Origin of the sequence: Salinibacterium sp. ZJ70, from assembly GCF_011751865.2 — a bacterium.
Taxonomy (GTDB): Bacteria; Actinomycetota; Actinomycetes; order Actinomycetales; family Microbacteriaceae; genus Homoserinibacter.
In genome coordinates this window covers 1,967,616-1,985,574 of record NZ_CP061770.1, presented here as the reverse complement: position 1 = coordinate 1,985,574, position 17,959 = coordinate 1,967,616, and the positions used below count along the sequence as shown (strand labels likewise).

The window sequence follows — 17,959 nt, the reverse complement described above, 5'->3', positions numbered from 1 at the left end:
CATCGCCGCGGGCGCGCTCGTGGTGCTCGCGCTCGCGGCCAAGGGCATCCGCGAGATCGCCCCCGTGCGCGACTTCCTCGTGGCCTACCCGGGCGCCTACGCCCTCCCCGAGGGCGCGCCCGTCGGCATCCCGGCGTGGCTCGGCTGGCAGCACTTCTTCAACCTGTTCTTCCTCGCGCTCATCATCCGCACCGGGTGGACGATCCGCACCGACAAGCGGCCGACCGCGTTCTGGACCTCCCGCAGCGGAAAGCCGCGCATGAGCCTCCAGATGTGGACCCACCAGAGCCTCGACGTGCTGTGGCTCACCAACGGCGTCGTCTACGTCGTGCTGCTGTTCACGACCGGCCAGTGGATGCGGATCGTGCCGACGAGCTGGGATGTCGTGCCGAACGCCGTGTCGTCGGCGCTGCTCTACGCGAGCCTCGACTGGCCCACCGAACACGGCTGGGTGAACTACAACGCTCTGCAGCAGCTCGCCTACTTCTCGATCGTGTTCGTCGCGGCACCGCTCGCCGCCGCGACAGGTGTGCGGATGTCACCGTGGTGGCCGACGGACTCGTGGGCGAGCCGCCTGTTCCCGATCGAGTGGGCGCGCCGCATCCACTTCCCCGTGATGCTCTGCTTCGTGCTCTTCATCGCGACGCACGTGATCCTCGTGCTCTCGACGGGCGCGCTGCGCAACCTGGGGCACATGTTCGCGTCGACCGACGACGTGAGCTGGATGGGGTTCGGGCTGTTCGCCGCATCCCTCGTCGCCGTGGCTGCCGCGTGGGTCGCGCTCAGGCCGATCGTGATCGCACCCCTCGCGCGCCTCTTCGGGGAGGTCACCGCCCGGTAGCCTGGAGCCATGGCTTCCTGGTCTCTCGGCAACGCGCTCCGTGGCATGTTCACGAAGGCGACCATCGACGACAACACATGGGAAGACCTCGAGGATGCGCTGCTCGGCGCCGACTTCGGGCCCGACCTCACCGAGACCATCGTCGATGAGCTGCACCAGAAGGTCGACCGCTACCGCACGACCGACCCGAAGGATCTGCAGCGGATGCTGCGCGAGACCATCGAGGAGCGTCTCGCGAAGTACGACTCCACGCTCACGCTCACCGCGCGTCCCGCGGTGGTGCTCGTCGTGGGCGTCAACGGCGTCGGCAAGACGACCACGATCGGCAAGTTCTCCAAGTTCCTGAACACGCACGGGCGCTCCGTCGTCGTCGGCGCGGCAGACACGTTCCGCGCGGCTGCGGTCGAGCAGCTCGCCACCTGGGCCGAGCGTTCGGGTGCGCGCATCGTGCGCCCGCAGCAGCAGGGGCAGGATCCGGCATCCGTCGCCTTCCAGACGGTCGAGCTCGCGAAGCGCGAAGGCATCGACATCGCCCTCATCGACACCGCCGGCCGCCTGCAGACGAAGTCGGGCCTCATGGACGAGCTCGGCAAGGTGCGCCGCGTCATCGAGAAGCTCGAGCCGGTCGCCGAGGTGCTGCTCGTGCTCGACGCGACCACCGGCCAGAACGGACTCGCGCAGGCGGATGCGTTCGTGCAGCACGCGGGCGTCACCGGCCTCGTGCTCACCAAGCTCGACGGCTCCGCGAAGGGCGGCTTCGTGCTGGCCGTGCAGGAGAAGACGGGCATCCCCGTGAAGCTCGTCGGTCAGGGTGAGGGGATCAACGACCTCACGGGCTTCACCCCGCACGTCTTCGCGCAGCAGCTCGTCGGCTGACCGGCCGCCGAACCTGCGCCCGCGGCGCCGTGGTGCGCGCCCGCTGCCCGCGCCATCCCGTACGGCTGCCCCCGCCCGAGCGGTTGTGCAGGATCCGGTTGCCGTTATGCAGGAACCGCCCGTCGACCGGAAAACCGTTGTGCAGGATCCGCGATCTGTTGTGCAGGAACAGGCGCGTCGGCATCCGTCGACCAGCCGGAATCACGGGGGTCCGGCGGATGCGCGGCGCAGGTTGTCCTGCACAACGGCAGCCCGTTCCTGCACAACGGCAGCCCGTTCCTGCACAACGGCAGCCCGTTCCTGCACAACGGCAGCCGGTTCCTGCATAACGGCAACCCGTTCCTGCACAACCGCTCGGCGGGGGCGGGGGCCCGCGCCTCAGGTGAGGCGGTGGTCGCCGGGGCGCATCACGCGCACCCAGCGCGCGCCGTACGCCTCCACGTCCAGCTCGACCTTGCCGGATCGCGGAAGCTCCTGATCGCGTGACTCCAGCAGGTCCGAGAGCATCGTGCCCTCGGGCTCGCCCCGCACGGTGAGCGTCGCGGTCGCCGCCTCGGGCGAGAGGTTGTGCACGGCGATCATGCGTCCGATGTCGGCGGTCACGCTGTGCACGAGCAGGGCAGGGTTCTCCTGGTCGAAGATCTCCAGCTCGCCCCATCCGATCTCCGCGGATGCGCGGTAGCGCGCGGTGAGCAGCCGCATGAAGTTGAGCAGCGAACCGGTGTCGTGCCGCTGGTCGACGACGTTCACATGCTCGGGGGAGTACCCGCCGCTCGGCGGCTTCGCGACGAGGCGCGAGGGCGCGGCATCCGAGAACCCGCCGTTCCTCCCGCTCGACCACTGCATCGGCGTGCGCACCGTGTGGCGGCCGTCCAGCTCCAGGTTCTCGGCCATGCCGATCTCCTCGCCGTAGAACAGCACGGGGGTGCCCGGCAGCGAGAACATGAGGCTGTAGACCATGCGGATGCGGCGTGGGTCGCCGTCGAGCATCGACGGGAGGCGGCGCACGATGCCGCGGCCGTAGATCCGCATGTGCTCCTCGGGGCCGAACGCGTCGAACACCTCCTGGCGCTCGTCTTCGGAGAGCTTGTCGAGGGTGAGTTCGTCGTGGTTGCGCACGAAGTTCGCCCACTGCGCCTCCGGCGGAAGCTCGGGTCGGGCGCGCAGCGCCGTGATGAGCGGCGTCGCATCCTGACGTGCGAGCGAGAGGTAGAGCGCCTGCATCCCCACGAAGTCGAACTGCATCGACAGCTGGGATGCGCCGTCACCCCCGCCGAAGTATCCGACCTGCTCCTCATACGGCAGGTTCACCTCGCCCAGCAGGATCGCCTCGCTCGAGCGACGCTCCAGGAACCGGCGGAGGTCGCGCAGGTACTCGTGCGGGTCGCCGCGCGTGCCTTCGGGCAGCTGCAGGAAGAACGGCACCGCATCCACCCGGAACCCGGTGACCCCGAGCTCGAGCCAGAAGCCCATGATGCGCGCGATCTCATCGCGCACCTTCGGGTTGGCGATGTTGAGGTCGGGCTGGTGCCGGTAGAAGCTGTGCAGGAAGTACTGGCCCGTCTTCTCATCGAGCTCCCACACGCTCGACTCCTCACCGGGGAACACCGTCTCCTGCTGGTCCTTCGGCGGCTCATCACGCCAGAGGTAATAGTCGCGTTTGGGGGAGTCGATGCGCGACCGCGACTCACGGAACCACGGGTGCTGATCCGAGGTGTGGTTGGCGACGAGGTCGACGATCACCCGCATTCCGCGATCGTTCGCGGTGCGGATGAGTTCGACGAACTGGCCGAGGTCGCCGAGGCGCGGATCGACGGCGTAGTAGTCGGTGATGTCGTATCCGTCATCCTTGCCGGGCGTCGGATAGAACGGCATGAGCCAGAGGCACGTGACGCCGAGGTTCGAGAGGTGGTCGATGCGGTGGGTGAGTCCCACGATGTCGCCTCGGCCGTCGCCGTCCCAGTCCATGTAGGTCTCGATGTCGAGGCAGTAGACGATGGCGGTCTTCCACCAGAGGTCGCTCGTGTCGGTGATCTTCATCGGCCGGCCTCCCGGATGGCGGGCAGCACGTGCTCGCCCATGTCGCGGATGAATGCGGACTGGTCGGTTCCCACATGGTGCAGGTACAGGCGGTCGACGTCTGCGCCGAGCTCGCTCAGTCGGTCGCGCAACTCGGAGAGCTCGTGGGTGACGATGACGTGCGTGCGGATGTCGTCGATCGTTGCCCCCGCGGCGCGCACATCGAACTCCTCGGGCGTGGCGAGATCCCAGAGCGCGGGTGGGGTCACGACGGCGTGCCTCCACTGCTCGAGCGCAATCGCCTCCGCCTCGGCGCGGCTGCTCGCGTAGCTCACATGCACCTGCAGGCTCACGGGGCCGGTTCCGCCCGCGTCGTGGTACGCGGCGATGGTGTCGCGGTGCGCGTCACCCTCCTGCAGCACCGTCACGAGTCCGTCGGCCCAGCTGGCGACGTGCGCAGCACCCTCCGGGCTCACAGCGGCCGCGAAGAGCGACGGGGCGATCTCGGGGCGCGTCCACACGCGCGCTCGATCCACGGTGATGAGCTCGTCGTGCCGCGTCACCTCCTCGCCGGTCAGCAGCTTCCGGATGACGTCGGCGTTCGCCGCGAGTCGGTCGCGCCGCATCGAGTGGTCGGGCCAGGGGTCGCCCGTCACGTGCTCGTTGAGGTTCTCGCCGCTCGCGAGCGCGGCCCAGATGCGGCCAGGGAACATCGCCCCGAGCGTGCCGAGCGCCTGCGCCACGATCACGCCGTGCATCCGCTGCCCGGGGGCTGTCACGAGACCCAGACCGAGCCGGGTCGTCGCGAGCGCGGCACCGAGCCACGACCACGAGAAGCCCGAGTGGCGCTGCGCGGTCGTCCAGGGCGCGAGATGATCCGAGCACATGGCCGCGTCGAAGCCCGCGAACTCGGCATCCTGCACGGCGGCGAGCAGCGCAGACGGATGCATCTGCTCATGGGAGGCGTGGAAACCGACGATCGGCATAGAACCCCTTTCGACCCCCCGAGCCTCCGGTGCCGGGCAGATCCGGGCAAGACCGTTGCGATCGGCTCCCTCTCCCGCTATCGGCTGGTGAGACTGTCGCCGCCCCACGGCGCATTCGCGTCGCCCGCGCACCGTTTTCGTAGCGCCCGCACAATCTCTGCCCGCGCGACAGCGCTCTGCGGCAGGATGGCGGCATGAGCGCTGACGCCACCCCGACGCCCTTCCTCATCGACGCAGGAGGTGACGCCGGCACCGACCCGCGCACCTTCGCCGCCGGCGCCGCCGACCTCGAGGCCGAGGGGTACGACGGCATCTTCGCGGCCGAGACGCGCCACGATCCGTTCGTCTCGCTCACCGCCGCCGCGATGCGCACCGAGCGGGTGAGCCTCATGACGGGCATCGCCGTCGCGTTCGCGCGCAACCCGATGACGGTCGCCGAGACCGCGAACGACGTGCAGCTCGTCTCGGGCGGTCGCTTCCAGCTCGGCCTCGGCTCGCAGGTGAAGCCCCACATCGAGCGCCGGTTCTCGATGCCGTGGTCGGCGCCCGCCGCGCGCATGCGCGAATTCGTGACGGCCGTGCGCGCCATCTGGAATGCGTGGGAGACGGGCGAGAAGCTCGCCTTCGAGGGCGAGTTCTACCGGCACACCCTCATGACGCCCTACTTCAACCCGGGCCCGAACCCCTACGGTCCGCCGCCCGTCTGGCTCGCCGCAGTCGGCGAGAAGATGACGGAGACCGCGGGAGCTGTGGCCGACGGCATGCTCGCCCACACCTTCACGACCGAGCGCTACCTGCGCGAGGTCACCGTGCCCGCCCTCGCGCGGGGCGCCGCATCCGCAGATCGCGACCCCGCAGACGTGCGCATCAGCCTCCCCGCGTTCATCGCCGTCGGCGAGACGCAGCAGGAGCTCGACCGCGCGATCGCCGAGACACGCGCCACGATCGCCTTCTACGGCTCGACGCCCGACTACCTGCCGGTGCTCGCCCTGCACGGCTGGGAGGGCGTGCACGAGAAGCTCAACGCGGGTGCTCGCCGCGGCGAGTGGGCGCAGATCGGCGAGCACATCACCGACGACATGCTCGCCGCCTTCGCCGCCGTCGGCACCCCGGATGAGGTCGCCGCTCAGCTGCGCGAGCGCTATGCGGGCCTTGTGACGCGGCTGTCCTTCAGCGCGACCTACCCCATCCGCCCCGAGGTCAAGTCGCAGCTGCTCGCCGCCCTGCGCGGCTGACTGCCCGCGTGAACGGAGCCCGCCTCCCGAGCGCCTAGGCTCGGAACCTATGGCGGCTGGAGCGACGATCCGCACCTTCGAGGTGCAGCTGGCGGATGTGGACCGCGGGGTGTACGAGCAGCTCTCGCTGCGGGTCGCCCAGCATCCGTCCGAGACCGACCTCTATCTGCTGACGCGCGTGCTCGCGTACTGCCTCGAATACGAGGAGGGCATCGAGTTCTCGGGTGGCATCTCGTCGACCGACGAGCCCGCCGTGCTCGTGCGCGACCTCACGGGCCGCGTGACCGCGTGGATCGAGGTGGGAGCACCGGATGCCGGTCGCCTGCACACGGGCAGCAAGCTCGCCGACCGCGCCGCCGTCTACACGCACCGCGACCCGCAGAAGGTCGTCGACGCGTGGGCGGGCAAGCCCGTGCACCGCGCCGAGCAGATCCCGGTGCGCAGCTTCGATCCCGGCTTCATCGATGACGCCGCCTCGGGGCTCGAACGCCGCAACGACCTCACCGTGTCGCTCAGCGAGCAGCACCTCTACCTCGACCTCAACGGGCGCAGCGTCGCGAGCGCCATCCACGAGCGCACAGCGGGCTGACGCCGCCCGCGCTCGTCAGGATGCGGGCAGCGTCAGCTGGCCTGTCGCGAGGAGCACGACCGTGATGATGACCGACACGGTCACCATGAGCGCGAGGGCGCACGCGGCGATCACGAGCGCGAAGAGCCACGGCTTCAGCGCCGTCCAGCCGAGGGTGCCCGGGAATCGCTCAGCGATCTCCTTCGGCGTGAGTCCCGCAGGAACCTCGTGGATGGGCGCCCCGATGAGCGCGGCGATCGCGTCCTGATCCTCGCGATCCCACAGATCCCCCGAGAGCCAGAACAGACGCTCCGCCTGAGTCGTCACGCCGTAGAGCGTCGCGGGCATCTTCTTGCCCGGCAGGCCCGGCTGCGGCACGAACACGAGATTGCCGACGTCGGATGTCGACCAGCTGCGGGTGCGCAGTGCGCCGCGGATGCGCAGCACGGGGCCCTCGAACCAGACGCGTGCCCGGCTGAAGTAGAGCAGCGCCACGAGCCCGCCGACGACCATCGGCAGACCGATCGCGACGAACAGGAAGCCCACCTGCGGGCCGACGGCGAGCACCATGATGAGCAGCGTCAGCGGCAGCAGCATCGCCCAGCGGCGCCACAGACGCCGGTGGAAGCGGGACCAGTCGGGGCGGAACTCGCGCGGCGACGCGTCGTCGCTCACCCGATCTCCCGGTGCTGGGCAGCGAGCATCCGGTAGGTCTCCGCGTTGCGGCGGATGCCGGCGACCTCGTCGTCGGTGAGCTCGCGGCGCACCTTCGCCGGCACGCCCGCGACGAGCGAACGCGGGGGGATGACGGTGTCCTCGAGCACGAGCGCGCCGGCCGCGATGAGCGACTCGGCGCCGATGACAGCGCGATTGAGCACGGTCGCGTTCATGCCGATGAGGCAGTCGTCGCCGATCGTGCAGCCGTGCACGACCGCCCCGTGGCCCACCGAGACCCCGGAGCCGATGATCGCGGGGGTGCCAGGGTCCCCGTGCACGACCACGTTGTCCTGCAGGTTGGATCCCGCGCCCAGCACGATCCGGTCACGGTCGGCGCGCACGACAGCGCCGTAGAAGACCGACGATTCCGGATGCAGCTCGGCTGCTCCGATCACGGTCGCCGTGGGGGCGACCCAGGCCGTTCCATCGATGTTCGGCGAGGTGCCGTCGAAAGGCAGAATGTGGCTCATCCCGCCACGCTATCGCGCCCCGGTAGACTCGACGCCGTCATGGCTACCTTCGGCACTCTCTCCGACCGGCTCACTCAGACCTTCAAGAACCTCCGCACCAAGGGCAAACTCAGCCCCGCGGACGTCGACGGCACAGTGCGCGAGATCCGTCGAGCCCTGCTCGACGCCGACGTCGCCCTCGAGGTGGTCAAGGAGTTCACCGGCAAGGTGCGCGAGCGCGCCCTCTCGGATGAGGTGAACCGCGCCCTCAACCCGGCGCAGCAGGTCGTGCAGATCGTCAACGAGGAGCTCGTCGGCATCCTCGGCGGCGAGCAGCGCAAGCTGCAGTTCGCGAAGAAGCCGCCGACCGTGATCATGCTCGCGGGTCTGCAGGGTGCCGGTAAGACCACCCTCGCCGGAAAGCTCGCGAAGTGGCTCAAGAAGGAGGGCCACACGCCCCTCCTCGTCGCGAGCGACCTCCAGCGCCCCAACGCCGTCACCCAGCTGCAGATCGTCGGCGAGCAGGCGGGCGTGCCCGTCTATGCTCCCGAGCCCGGCAACGGCGTCGGCGACCCCGTGAAGGTCGCCAAGAACGGTGTCGCCGAGGCCGAGCGCAAGCTTCACGACGTCGTCATCGTCGACACCGCCGGTCGACTCGGCATCGACGCCGAGCTCATGAAGCAGGCGTCGAACATCCGCAAGGCCGTGAACCCCGACGAGGTGCTGTTCGTCATCGACGCGATGATCGGTCAGGACGCCGTGAACACGGCGCGCGCCTTCCAGGAGGGCGTCGACTTCACGGGTGTCGTGCTCACCAAGCTCGACGGCGACGCGCGCGGTGGTGCCGCGCTGTCCATCGCCTCCGTCACCGGACGCCCCATCATCTTCGCCTCCACGGGTGAGGGCCTCGACGACTTCGAGCCCTTCCACCCCGACCGCATGGCGAACCGCATCCTCGACCTGGGTGACATCCTCACCCTCATCGAGCAGGCGCAGTCCGCGTTCGACGAAGAGGAGGCGATGAAGGTCGCGGAGAAGTTCCGCACCGACACGTTCACCCTCGATGACTTCCTCGGCCAGATGCAGCAGCTCAAGAAGATGGGCTCGCTCAAGGGGATGATGGGCATGCTCCCCGGCGCCCGCGGCATGAAGGAGCAGCTCGAGAACTTCGACGAGCGCGAACTCACCCGCACCGAGGCGATCATCCAGGCGATGACGCCCGCCGAGCGCCAGAACACGAAGCTCCTCAACGGCTCGCGTCGCCTCCGCATCGCCAAGGGTTCCGGCGTCACCGTCACCGACGTCAACCAGCTCGTGCAGCGCTTCGAGCAGGCAGCGAAGATGATGAAGACGGTCGCCAGGGGCGGCATGCCGAACATCCCCGGCATGGGGCCGATGCCCGGCGCCCACGGCGGCAAGAAGGCCGCGCAGAAGGCGAAGGGCAAGAAGAGCGGATCGCGCTCGGGCAACCCCGCCAAGCGCGCTGCCGAGAACGCGGCGATCGAGCAGGGCGTCGCGCCCGGCGGCTCGGCTGCACCCGCGGGATCCGGTTTCGGGCTCGGCGCGGCGAAGGGCGGCTCGGCCGCTCCCTCGGAGGAAGAGCTCGCCGCCCTGCAGAAGCTTCTCGGCGGTCGCTGAGCCGAGGAGTGCACGGGGTCCGCGATTCCGTCGCGCATCCGTAGGGTGAGAGGGTGACCGCTCTCGCTCCTCGCCCCATCCGCATCGGCGTGCAGATCGCGCCCCAGCATGCCCCGTATCCGGTGCTGCGCGACACGGTGCGCCGCATGGAGGATCTCGGCGTCGACATCATCATGGGCTGGGATCACTTCTTCCCGCTCACGGGCGACCCCGATGGCAGCCACTTCGAGGCGTTCACGATGCTCGGGGCGATCGCCGAGCAGACGAGCCGCGTGGAGTTCGGCCCGCTCGTGTCGGCGACGCCGTTCCGCAATCCGCACCTGCTCGCCGACATGGCGCGCACGATCGACCACATCTCGGCCGGCGATTCGGGTGTGGGCCGCTTCATCCTGGGGCTCGGGGCCGGATGGTTCGAGCGCGACTTCGACGAGTACGGCTTCCCGTTCGGAACCGTCGGATCGCGGATGACGGCGTTCGAGGAGGCGGTTCCGCAGGTGCGGGAACGCCTCGGGCGACTCGTGCCGCCGCCCACGCGTCACATCCCGATCCTCATCGGCGGGGGAGGGGAGCGCCGCACCTTGCGCGTCGTCGCCCAGCACGCCGACATCTGGCACGCGTTCGGATCCGCCGAGACGCTCGCGCACAAGTCAGCGGTCCTCGACGAGCACTGCCGTGCCGTGGGGCGCGATCCGGCCGAGATCGAGCGCTCGACGGGAACGAGCATTCGAGGGCTCGGGGTGGGCGACCCACAGGCTGCGGAGGAGTTCGTGCGGCTCGGGTTCTCGACGTTCATCGTCGCGATGGCGGCTCCCGACTTCGATGACTCGGCTGTGCGGGCGCTGCTCGCGTGGCGCGATTCGCGCTGATTCGCCCGGCTTCGCGACGACACGCTGGCTTCTGGCGGGGTCCGCATGTTCATGCGTTTTTATCTAGTTAAGAAAGTATGTAACATGTCTAACTAAATACTTGACCGCCTGAGAGGACCTCCATGTCCGGCCTGCTCCGATTCATCACATCTGCGAAGACCTCGTGGATCGTGCTCGTCGTCACCGCCCTTGCGGCCGCGTCGCTGTTCTTCCTCACGGGCGGTGAGAAGTCGAGCGCCGCACCCACTGCCGGGCTGTCGGAGAACGCCGAGTCGGTCGTCGCCGACCGCCTCCTCGAGGAGTTCCCGAGCGCCGAGGGAACCTCCGCGCTTCTCGTCTTCGAGAGCGAGAACGGCGCCCTCTCGGACGAGGCGATCGCGACCATCAACGCGAAGGCGTTCGGCGAGCTCGCCGAATTCGCGCCGGAGGGCTTCGTGCCTCCCGCACAGGTCTCGGACGACGGAACGGTCGCACTCGTGGTCGTGCCGCTCGAGGCCATCAACGACACAGGCGAGCAGCGCGAGCGTGCTGAGCAGCTCCGCGACATCGCGACCGCAGACCTCGACGACGTCCGCGTGTACCTCACCGGTGCCGAAGGCTTCTCGGTGGATGTCGCCGCCGTCTTCTCGGGCGCCGACTTCACCCTCCTGCTCACGACCGTCATCGTCGTCGCCGTGCTGCTGCTCATCACCTACCGCAGCCCGTGGCTGTGGCTCGTTCCGCTCTCGGTGATCGGCCTCGGCGACGCACTCGCCGGCATCATCGCGCGTGAGGTCGCTTCGACCCTCGGCGTCGAGCTCGACGCCTCCATCACCGGCATCCTGTCCGTGCTCGTCTTCGGTGCTGGCACCAACTACGCCCTGCTGCTCATCGCCCGCTACCGCGATGAGCTGCGCCTGCACCGCGACCGCCGCGCGGCGATGCGCAAGGCCATGCGCGGCGCCGGACCCGCGATCATCGCCTCGGGCGGAACCGTCGCCCTCGCGCTCGCGACGCTGCTCTTCGGAGAGCTCGCCGGCAACCGCGCCCTCGGCCTCGCGTGCGCGGTCGGCATCGTCGTCGCGATGATCTTCGCGCTCATCGTGCTGCCGGCGGCCCTCGTGCTCTTCGGACGCGGACTCTTCTGGCCCTACGTCCCGCGCTTCGGCTCGGCCGACGTCATCGCGCGCAGCCCGTGGGGCAAGCTCGGACGGGCCGTGTCCCGCCGCCCCGCGATCGTCGCCGTCGCCGGCTTCGTCATCCTCGGTGCGATGGCCAGCGGGCTCTTCTTCGTGCAGACCGGGCTCTCGCAGAACGACCGCTTCCTCAGCAAGCCCGACGCCGTCATCGGCCAGGAGGTGCTCGCTGACACCTTCTCCGCCGGCACCACCTCGCCCGCCGCTGTCGTCGTGCCGGTCGAGGATGCGGATGCCGCCATCGAGGCGCTCCTCGCCGTCGATCGCGTGGACGCCGCCGCCGTCACCGAGACGACCGACGACCTCGCGCGCCTCAGCGTCACCCTCGACGCCGGTGCCGAGACCCCCGAGGCGTTCGAAGCTGTCACCGCGATGCGCGACGCGCTCGATGAGGTGGGCGACGGCTCCGGCGTCGTCGGCGGACTCGACGCACAGGCGCTCGACGTGACCGAAGCGCAGCTGCGTGACCAGGCGCTCATCATCCCGATCATCCTCGTGCTGGTGCTCGTCGTGCTGATCGTTCTGCTGCGGGCGATCGTGGCCCCGATCCTGCTGCTCATCGCCGTCGTCGCGAGCTTCTTCTCGGCAGTGGGAGCTGCCTGGTGGATCTTCTCCTCGCCACTGTTCGGGTTCCCCGCGATCGACAACAACGTGCTGCTGTTCAGCTTCCTGTTCCTGGTGGCGCTCGGTGTGGACTACTCGATCTTCCTTGTGACCCGAGCCGACGAGGAGAGCCGCACCCTCGGCACCACGCAGGGCATGATCCGCGCGCTCGCCGCAACCGGCGGCGTCATCACGAGCGCCGGCATCCTGCTGGCAGCCGTGTTCGCCGTGCTCGGCGTGCTGCCGCTCATCACGCTCACCCAGATCGGCGTCATCGTCTGCATCGGCGTGCTCATCGACACGCTCCTCGTGCGCACGGTGATCGTGCCCGCCCTCGCATTCCTCACCAAGGACCGTTTCTGGTGGCCGCGCAAGCCGCTCACGAGCGACGCGGATGCGGCTGCGCGCGGCGAGGACGCCCTCGCGTCTCGCGCCGTCGACGAGTCGTCGGAGGACGACGCGGAGGCGAAGGTGGGTCAGGACGCCGAGGTCGCGTCGCAGCGGTGATCGCCGCTCCGGCTCCCCAGCCGGGCGAGCGCCTCATCGTGCCGCCGCCGGCCCCCGGAACTCGCTGATGAGGTGGGCGGCGACCGCCCGCAGGTCGCCGCCCGCGTCATCCGCCGCCTGCAGCTGACGACGCGAGCTGCCGCCGGAGGCGAGGATCCGATGCACGCCGTCGAGCTCGGTGCGACAGCCGAGCTCGACGGCGATCGGCGTGAGCGTCTCGAGCATCTCGACCAGGTGCGTCGCCACCGGACGCTCCACCCCCTGGCGGTCGACGAGCACGTGCGCATCGAGCCCGTAGCGCGCTGTGCGCCACTTGTTCTCGCGGTGGTACCAGGGAAGCAGGGGGGTGAGCTCGCGTCCCGCATCCAGCTCACGAGAGAAGTGCTCCACGAGACACTGGGTGAGCGCGGCGAGCGTCGCGAGCTCGCTCAGCGACGTCGCGCCGTCGCACGCGCGCATCTCGATCGTGCCCCACCGTGGAGCCGGGCGGATGTCCCAGCGCACCTCGGTGGCATCCGCCATCACATCCGCGCGCATCATGTCGTCGAGGTAGCTCTCGTACTCGCTCCACGTGCGCAGCGGCCACGGCAGTCCCGCCGTCGGCAGCTGCTGGAACACGAGCGCACGATTCGAGGCGTAGCCGGTGCGCTCGCCCGCCCAGAACGGACTCGACGCCGAGATGGCCTGCAGGTGGGGCAGGTAGTCGGTGAGCGCGCCGATGATCGGCATGACCTTGCGCACGTCGTCCACTCCCACGTGCACATGCACGCCCCAGATCATCATGTTGCGCCCCCACCACTGGGTGCGCTCGACGAGCGTGTGGTACCGCGTCTTGTCGGTGATCGTCTGGTCGAACCAGCGGGCGAACGGATGGCTGCCGCCGCCCATGAGCGCAATGCCGAGCGGGTCGGTGAGGCGCTGCGCCGCGTCGATCGCGTCACGGATGTCGGCCACCGCCTCCGCGACGTCGCTGCCCACGCCGCTCGTCAGCTCGATCGTGTTGGTGAGCAGCTCGGTGGTCGCCGTGTAGCGCACCCGCGCGTCGCCATCGGTGTCGAGCGCCGTGATGATCTCGGGCGCCCGGCCGACGAGATCGCCCGTCTGCGGGTCGACGAGCATGAGCTCCCACTCGATGCCCACGGTGTTGCGCGCCGACGCTTCGAAGGGGATCCGCATGCGGGGGAGTCTCGCACCCGGGGTGAGCCTGGGGAACCCCTCGACAGGGCCGCCGCGGGTGTGGCATGCGGGTCACGGGAGACGCGGTGGGGGATGGCGGGAATCAGCAACGCGGTGTCCGAAATCCCGCTGTCGGGCGTCGGATGCGGCGCGTAGCGTGGCCGTCGTGCCCACCGTCCGCGTTCCCCCGCTCGTGCTCGCCGCGATCATCTTCACGCTCCTCGCATGGACCAGCGCGTTCATCGTCATCCGCGGCGTCGCGCCCGAGATCGGGGGTGGGGCGCTCGCGCTCGGCCGCCTCATCGTGGGCGTCGTCGCGCTCGGCATCATCGCCGCCGTCGCGCGCAACTGGTTGCGCCCCACGCGCCGCGAGTGGGTGCTGCTGGTGCTGCACGGGGTCGCCTGGTTCGGTGCCTACAACGTCACCCTCAATCTCGCCGAGGCGACCCTCGATGCGGGAACGACGGCGATGGTCGTCAACATCGGCCCGCTGCTCATCGCCCTCGGCGCCGGCCTCTTCCTCGGCGAAGGGGTGCCGCGCTGGCTGCTGATCGGCGCATCCGTCTCGTTCACGGGCGTCGTGCTCATCGGCGTCGGGATGAGCGTCGCAGGTGACGGCGCGCAGGTCGACATCGCAGGCGTCCTGTGGGCGCTCGTGGCGGCCGTCACGTACGCGATCGGCGTGCTCGTGCAGAAGCCGATCGTGCGGCGGCTGCCTGCCGGCCAGGTGGCGTTCATCGGATGCGCGTTCGGCATGCTCGCCTGCCTGCCGTTCATGGGCCAGCTGCTCGCCGAGCTCGCCGTCGCATCGCCCGCCGGCATCGCCGGGATGGCGTATCTCGGCATCGTCCCCACGGCGCTCGCGTTCACCACATGGGGCTACGCCCTCGCACGCGTCCCCGCAGGTCAGCTGGGTGTCGCCACCTACGTCGTGCCCCCGCTGACGGTGCTCACCGGGTGGCTCGCGTTCGGTGAGGTGCCGACGCTCCTCGCCATCGTCGGCGGGGTTCTGTGCCTCGTCGGTGTCGCGATCTCTCGGCGTCGCGACACCCGCGCTGAGGCAGAGCAGGCCGTCGAAGAACCGGTGCAGGAGGAGGCTGTGGCCGGACCTGGTGGCGACACCTCTCGGGACGTGACAGAATAGGACGTTGGAACGCCGAAGCCCGACCCTCTATCAGGCCCGGATGTTCCCCCTCAGAGCTTTCTGCCGGAGTGTGCCCCCACGCGCACGGGAGCAGTTCGACCCCATTCAATACGTTTCAGGAGAATTGTGGCTGTCAAGATCCGCCTCAAGCGGCTCGGCAAGATCCGTGCCCCGTACTACCGCATCGTCGTCGCCGACTCGCGCACCAAGCGCGATGGTCGTGTGATCGAGGAGATCGGCAAGTACCACCCCACCGAGGAGCCCTCGTTCATCGAGGTCAACTCCGAGCGTGCCCAGTACTGGCTCTCCGTCGGCGCGCAGCCGACCGAGCAGGTGCGTGCGCTCCTCAAGCTCTCGGGCGACTGGGGCAAGTTCAAGGGCGACAAGGACGCCGTGAGCACCATCAAGGTGAAGGAAGCGCCCGTCGCCTTCGTCGCCGACGAGAAGAAGAAGCCGGTTCTCAAGCCCAAGGCTGAGAAGAAGGCCGAGAAGGTCGAAGAGGCGCCCGCTGAGGCCGCCGCTGTCGAGGCCGACGCCGCCGTCGACGCTGACGCCGACAAGGAGTAAGACCGTGCTCGCATCCGCCCTGGAGCACCTCGTGAAGGGGATCGTGGATCACCCGGACGACGTGCAGGTGGATTCGTCGAGCTCGTCGCGTGGCGAGGTCCTCGAGGTGCGCGTGCACCCCGAGGACCTCGGCCGCGTCATCGGCCGCTCGGGACGCACCGCGAAGGCGCTCCGCGCCCTCGTGAACGCACTCGCCGATGGCCGTCGTGTGCGCGTCGACGTCGTCGACACTGACGCGGCGTGAGCGGCTCCAAGCGCTCCGGCACCACCCAGCTGCGGGTCGGGCGACTCGTCAAGGCGCATGGCCTCAAGGGCGCGCTGAAGGTCGAGCTCTACACCGACGATCCCGCCAAGCGCTTCGTGCCGGGAGCGACGTTCTCCCTCCAGGTTCCTGCCACGTCTCCGTGGCACGACCAGTCCATCGAGCTCCGTGAGCTGCGCTGGTACAACGACCACCCTGTCGCCTTCTTCGAGGGCATCGACGACCGCAACGCGGCCGAGACGCTCGTCAAGGCGATCCTCTGGATCGAAGCCGACGTGCAGGCCGAGCAGGAGCCCGACGCCTGGTACGACCACCAGCTGGTCGGCCTGAAGGCGATGCGCGACGGCGTCGAGCTCGGAGAGCTCGTGCGCGTCGAGCACCTTCCCGCTCAGGATCTCCTCGTCATCAAGGCGGGCGACCGCGAGGTTCTCGTGCCGTTCGTCTCCGCGATCGTGCCGAGCGTCGACATCGAGGCCGGCATCGTGACCCTCACCCCGCCCGCAGGTCTCTTCGAAGACCTGGTGGACGAGGAGCCCGAGGCGCCCGCTGCCGACGCTCCTGGCGAGGACGCGCCCGAGGCATCCGCTCAGGGCGAGGTTCAGTCGGCCTCCGACTCAGACTGACGTCGTCGGCACCCGGTTAGGCTCGACGGATGCGCATCGACATCGTCACGATCTTCCCCGAGTTCTTCTCGGTGCTCGACGTGTCCCTGCTCGGCAAGGCGCGTTCGACGGGCCTCATCGATGTGCGCGTGCACGACCTGCGCGACTTCACGCACGACCGACACCGCACCGTCGACGACACGCCAGCGGGCGGCGGTGCGGGCATGGTCATGAAGCCGGAGCCGTGGGGAGAAGCGCTCGACGCGATCCTCGACGGGGCGACGGACGCGACGGTCGTCTTTCCGTCTCCTGCGGGACATCTCTTCACGCAACCGCGCGCGCGTGACCTGGCGCAGCGCCCGCACCTCGTCTTCTGCTGTGGACGCTACGAGGGCATCGACTATCGCGTCATCGAGCACACCGCCACTCGGCCCGAGGTCGCGGAGGTGCTCGAGCTGAGCCTCGGCGACTACGTGCTCAATGGCGGAGAGGTGGCCGTGATGGCGATGATCGAAGCCGCCGGACGCCTCGTCCCGGGCGTCGTGGGCAACCCCGAGTCGCTCGTCGAGGAGAGCCACGAGGACGGCCTGCTCGAATACCCGAGCTACACCAAGCCCGCCCTCTGGCGCGGGCTCGAGACGCCGCCCGTTCTGCTCTCGGGCAACCACGCCGCGATCGCCGCGTGGCGTCGCGAGCAGCAGCTGGAGCGCACGCGCCGGGTCCGCCCCGAGCTGCTGCCCGACTGATCCGGCCTGTCCCGCGCCCGCCCCACCCGTGGCCCCGCCTCGGTTATGCAGGAACGGCCTGCCGATATGCAGGAGTTGGGGTGTTGCGCGTGCGACGTATCCCCGTGAATCCGGGCATGTTCACGGATGAAGGGGTGCCGTTTCCTGCACAACCGTTCCCGGATCCTGCATAACGGATGCCGGACAGCGCTGGGTCAGCTGGAGCGAGCCGTCAGCACGACAGGGCCCTCGGGCGTGACCGCGACGGTGTGCTCGGCGTGCGCGCCGCGCGAGCCGTCCTTCGAGCGCAGCGTCCAGCCGTCCTTGTCGGTGTAGATCTCATCTGTCGTGTGCAGGAACCACGGCTCGATCGCGAACACGAGGCCCGGCTTCAGCGGCAGCCCGCGCTTGCGGCGGCCGTCGTTGGGCACGTGCGGGTCGCCGTGCATGGTGCGCCCGACGCCGTGGCCGCCGAAGTCGAGGTTGACGAGCAGTCCCGCCTCCTCCGCGACGTCGCCGATGGATGCCGAGACATCGCCCATCCGGTTGCCGACGCGCGCCGCGGCGATGCCGGCAGCGAGGGCGCGCTCGGTGGTGGCGATGAGCTCGAGGTCTTCTGGGCGCGGCTCGCCCACGACGAGCGAGAGCGCCGAGTCGCACACCCAGCCGCCGAGCGAGGCGGCGAAGTCGAGCGACAGCAGGTCGCCGTCCTTGAGGACGTAGTCGTGGGGCAGGCCGTGCAGCACGGCGTCGTTCACCGAGGTGCAGATGACCTTGCCGAACGGCGAGCCGCCGAACGAGGGGTGGTAGTCGATGTAGCAGCTCTCGGCGCCCGCCTTGCGGATCATCTCGTGCGCGAGCGCATCGAGGTCGAGGAGGTTGACGCCCACATCGGCGGCGTCGCGGGTGGCTTCGAGCACGCTCGCGACGAAGCGTCCCGCGAGTCTCATCTGCTCAATTTCAGCTGGCGTCCGGAGTTCGATCACTCAGAAAGCGTAGCCTT

The 17,959-nt window shown here is 69.4% G+C and carries 18 protein-coding genes; 12 read left to right on the top strand and 6 right to left on the bottom strand.

What is annotated here, in order from left to right; genetic code table 11:
* The first annotated feature begins 19 nt into the window (after positions 1–19).
* A complete protein-coding gene (locus tag HCR12_RS09435; protein ID WP_224763392.1) occupies positions 20–841 on the top strand; it encodes a cytochrome b/b6 domain-containing protein in 822 nt (273 codons plus the stop codon).
* A gap of 9 nt (positions 842–850) precedes the next feature.
* Positions 851–1,717, top strand: a complete 867-nt coding sequence (gene ftsY / locus HCR12_RS09430; protein WP_166865750.1) for a signal recognition particle-docking protein FtsY — start codon at positions 851–853, stop codon at positions 1,715–1,717.
* A 378-nt stretch (positions 1,718–2,095) separates the two neighbouring features.
* On the opposite strand, the gene HCR12_RS09425 is transcribed toward ftsY, so the two are convergent.
* The gene (locus HCR12_RS09425; protein WP_166865747.1) at positions 2,096–3,757 is read right to left on the bottom strand and encodes an alpha-amylase family protein; all 1,662 of its coding nucleotides are present in this window, start codon (positions 3,755–3,757) and stop codon (positions 2,096–2,098) included.
* Entirely contained in the window at positions 3,754–4,722 is a 969-nt protein-coding gene (locus HCR12_RS09420) for a TIGR03557 family F420-dependent LLM class oxidoreductase (RefSeq protein WP_166865745.1), read from the bottom strand. The genes HCR12_RS09425 and HCR12_RS09420 overlap by 4 nt, the downstream gene beginning before the upstream one ends.
* 194 nt (positions 4,723–4,916) lie before the next feature.
* On the opposite strand from HCR12_RS09420, the gene HCR12_RS09415 reads away from it, so the two are divergent.
* Positions 4,917–5,957 carry a TIGR03617 family F420-dependent LLM class oxidoreductase gene (locus HCR12_RS09415; protein ID WP_166865743.1) on the top strand — a complete coding sequence of 347 codons (1,041 nt, stop codon included), beginning with the start codon at positions 4,917–4,919 and terminating at the stop codon, positions 5,955–5,957.
* Between the two features lie 49 nt (positions 5,958–6,006).
* Complete coding sequence (locus tag HCR12_RS09410; RefSeq protein WP_166865741.1) at positions 6,007–6,546, top strand: YaeQ family protein; 540 nt, start codon at positions 6,007–6,009, stop codon at positions 6,544–6,546.
* Between the two features lie 15 nt (positions 6,547–6,561).
* Here the strand turns inward: HCR12_RS09410 and HCR12_RS09405 are convergent, their stop codons facing one another.
* Both HCR12_RS09405 and HCR12_RS09400 read right to left on the bottom strand, forming a co-directional pair.
* The gene (locus HCR12_RS09405) at positions 6,562–7,200 is read right to left on the bottom strand and encodes a hypothetical protein (RefSeq protein ID WP_166865739.1); all 639 of its coding nucleotides are present in this window, start codon (positions 7,198–7,200) and stop codon (positions 6,562–6,564) included.
* A complete protein-coding gene (locus HCR12_RS09400; RefSeq protein WP_166865737.1) occupies positions 7,197–7,712 on the bottom strand; it encodes a gamma carbonic anhydrase family protein in 516 nt (171 codons plus the stop codon). Before HCR12_RS09400 ends, HCR12_RS09405 begins: the two co-directional genes overlap by 4 nt.
* Positions 7,713–7,751: 39 nt before the next feature.
* Here HCR12_RS09400 and ffh point away from each other — a divergent pair, with 39 nt between their 5' ends.
* From ffh to HCR12_RS09385, 3 genes are all read left to right on the top strand, one after another.
* Positions 7,752–9,329 carry a signal recognition particle protein gene (gene ffh, locus HCR12_RS09395; RefSeq protein WP_166865733.1) on the top strand — a complete coding sequence of 526 codons (1,578 nt, stop codon included), beginning with the start codon at positions 7,752–7,754 and terminating at the stop codon, positions 9,327–9,329.
* 53 nt (positions 9,330–9,382) lie between these two features.
* Entirely contained in the window at positions 9,383–10,195 is an 813-nt protein-coding gene (locus HCR12_RS09390) for an LLM class F420-dependent oxidoreductase (RefSeq protein WP_166865730.1), read from the top strand.
* A gap of 122 nt (positions 10,196–10,317) precedes the next feature.
* The gene (locus HCR12_RS09385) at positions 10,318–12,480 is read left to right on the top strand and encodes an MMPL family transporter (RefSeq protein WP_166865727.1); all 2,163 of its coding nucleotides are present in this window, start codon (positions 10,318–10,320) and stop codon (positions 12,478–12,480) included.
* Between the two features lie 33 nt (positions 12,481–12,513).
* Here the strand turns inward: HCR12_RS09385 and HCR12_RS09380 are convergent, their stop codons facing one another.
* Positions 12,514–13,656 (bottom strand): glutamate--cysteine ligase, encoded by a 1,143-nt coding sequence (locus HCR12_RS09380; RefSeq protein ID WP_166865724.1) that lies wholly within the window; start codon positions 13,654–13,656, stop codon positions 12,514–12,516.
* 166 nt (positions 13,657–13,822) lie between these two features.
* On the opposite strand from HCR12_RS09380, the gene HCR12_RS09375 reads away from it, so the two are divergent.
* The 5 genes from HCR12_RS09375 (at position 13,823) to trmD (ending at position 16,977) form a co-directional block, all read left to right on the top strand.
* Positions 13,823–14,800 (top strand): DMT family transporter, encoded by a 978-nt coding sequence (locus HCR12_RS09375; protein ID WP_224763390.1) that lies wholly within the window; start codon positions 13,823–13,825, stop codon positions 14,798–14,800.
* 126 nt (positions 14,801–14,926) lie between these two features.
* Positions 14,927–15,367, top strand: a complete 441-nt coding sequence (gene rpsP, locus HCR12_RS09370) for a 30S ribosomal protein S16 (protein ID WP_166865719.1) — start codon at positions 14,927–14,929, stop codon at positions 15,365–15,367.
* A gap of 4 nt (positions 15,368–15,371) precedes the next feature.
* Positions 15,372–15,611 carry an RNA-binding protein gene (locus HCR12_RS09365; protein ID WP_166865717.1) on the top strand — a complete coding sequence of 80 codons (240 nt, stop codon included), beginning with the start codon at positions 15,372–15,374 and terminating at the stop codon, positions 15,609–15,611.
* Complete coding sequence (gene rimM, locus HCR12_RS09360; protein ID WP_166865715.1) at positions 15,608–16,252, top strand: ribosome maturation factor RimM; 645 nt, start codon at positions 15,608–15,610, stop codon at positions 16,250–16,252. The genes HCR12_RS09365 and rimM overlap by 4 nt, the downstream gene beginning before the upstream one ends.
* A 29-nt stretch (positions 16,253–16,281) precedes the next feature.
* A complete protein-coding gene (gene trmD / locus HCR12_RS09355) occupies positions 16,282–16,977 on the top strand; it encodes a tRNA (guanosine(37)-N1)-methyltransferase TrmD (protein ID WP_166865712.1) in 696 nt (231 codons plus the stop codon).
* A 194-nt stretch (positions 16,978–17,171) separates the two neighbouring features.
* On the opposite strand, the gene map is transcribed toward trmD, so the two are convergent.
* Entirely contained in the window at positions 17,172–17,942 is a 771-nt protein-coding gene (gene map, locus HCR12_RS09350; protein ID WP_166865710.1) for a type I methionyl aminopeptidase, read from the bottom strand.
* Positions 17,943–17,959 lie beyond the last annotated feature (17 nt).

What these genes read in the sequence shown, in the direction of transcription:
- ftsY (WP_166865750.1), top strand. Translation starts at nt 851, where the DNA reads ATGGCTTCCTGGTCTCTCGGCAACGCGCTCCGTGGCATGTTCACGAAG.
- HCR12_RS09425 (WP_166865747.1), bottom strand. Translation starts at nt 3,757, where the DNA reads ATGAAGATCACCGACACGAGCGACCTCTGGTGGAAGACCGCCATCGTC.
- HCR12_RS09420 (WP_166865745.1), bottom strand. Translation starts at nt 4,722, where the DNA reads ATGCCGATCGTCGGTTTCCACGCCTCCCATGAGCAGATGCATCCGTCT.
- HCR12_RS09415 (WP_166865743.1), top strand. Translation starts at nt 4,917, where the DNA reads ATGAGCGCTGACGCCACCCCGACGCCCTTCCTCATCGACGCAGGAGGT.
- HCR12_RS09410 (WP_166865741.1), top strand. Translation starts at nt 6,007, where the DNA reads ATGGCGGCTGGAGCGACGATCCGCACCTTCGAGGTGCAGCTGGCGGAT.
- HCR12_RS09400 (WP_166865737.1), bottom strand. Translation starts at nt 7,712, where the DNA reads ATGAGCCACATTCTGCCTTTCGACGGCACCTCGCCGAACATCGATGGA.
- ffh (WP_166865733.1), top strand. Translation starts at nt 7,752, where the DNA reads ATGGCTACCTTCGGCACTCTCTCCGACCGGCTCACTCAGACCTTCAAG.
- HCR12_RS09385 (WP_166865727.1), top strand. Translation starts at nt 10,318, where the DNA reads ATGTCCGGCCTGCTCCGATTCATCACATCTGCGAAGACCTCGTGGATC.
- HCR12_RS09380 (WP_166865724.1), bottom strand. Translation starts at nt 13,656, where the DNA reads ATGCGGATCCCCTTCGAAGCGTCGGCGCGCAACACCGTGGGCATCGAG.
- trmD (WP_166865712.1), top strand. Translation starts at nt 16,282, where the DNA reads ATGCGCATCGACATCGTCACGATCTTCCCCGAGTTCTTCTCGGTGCTC.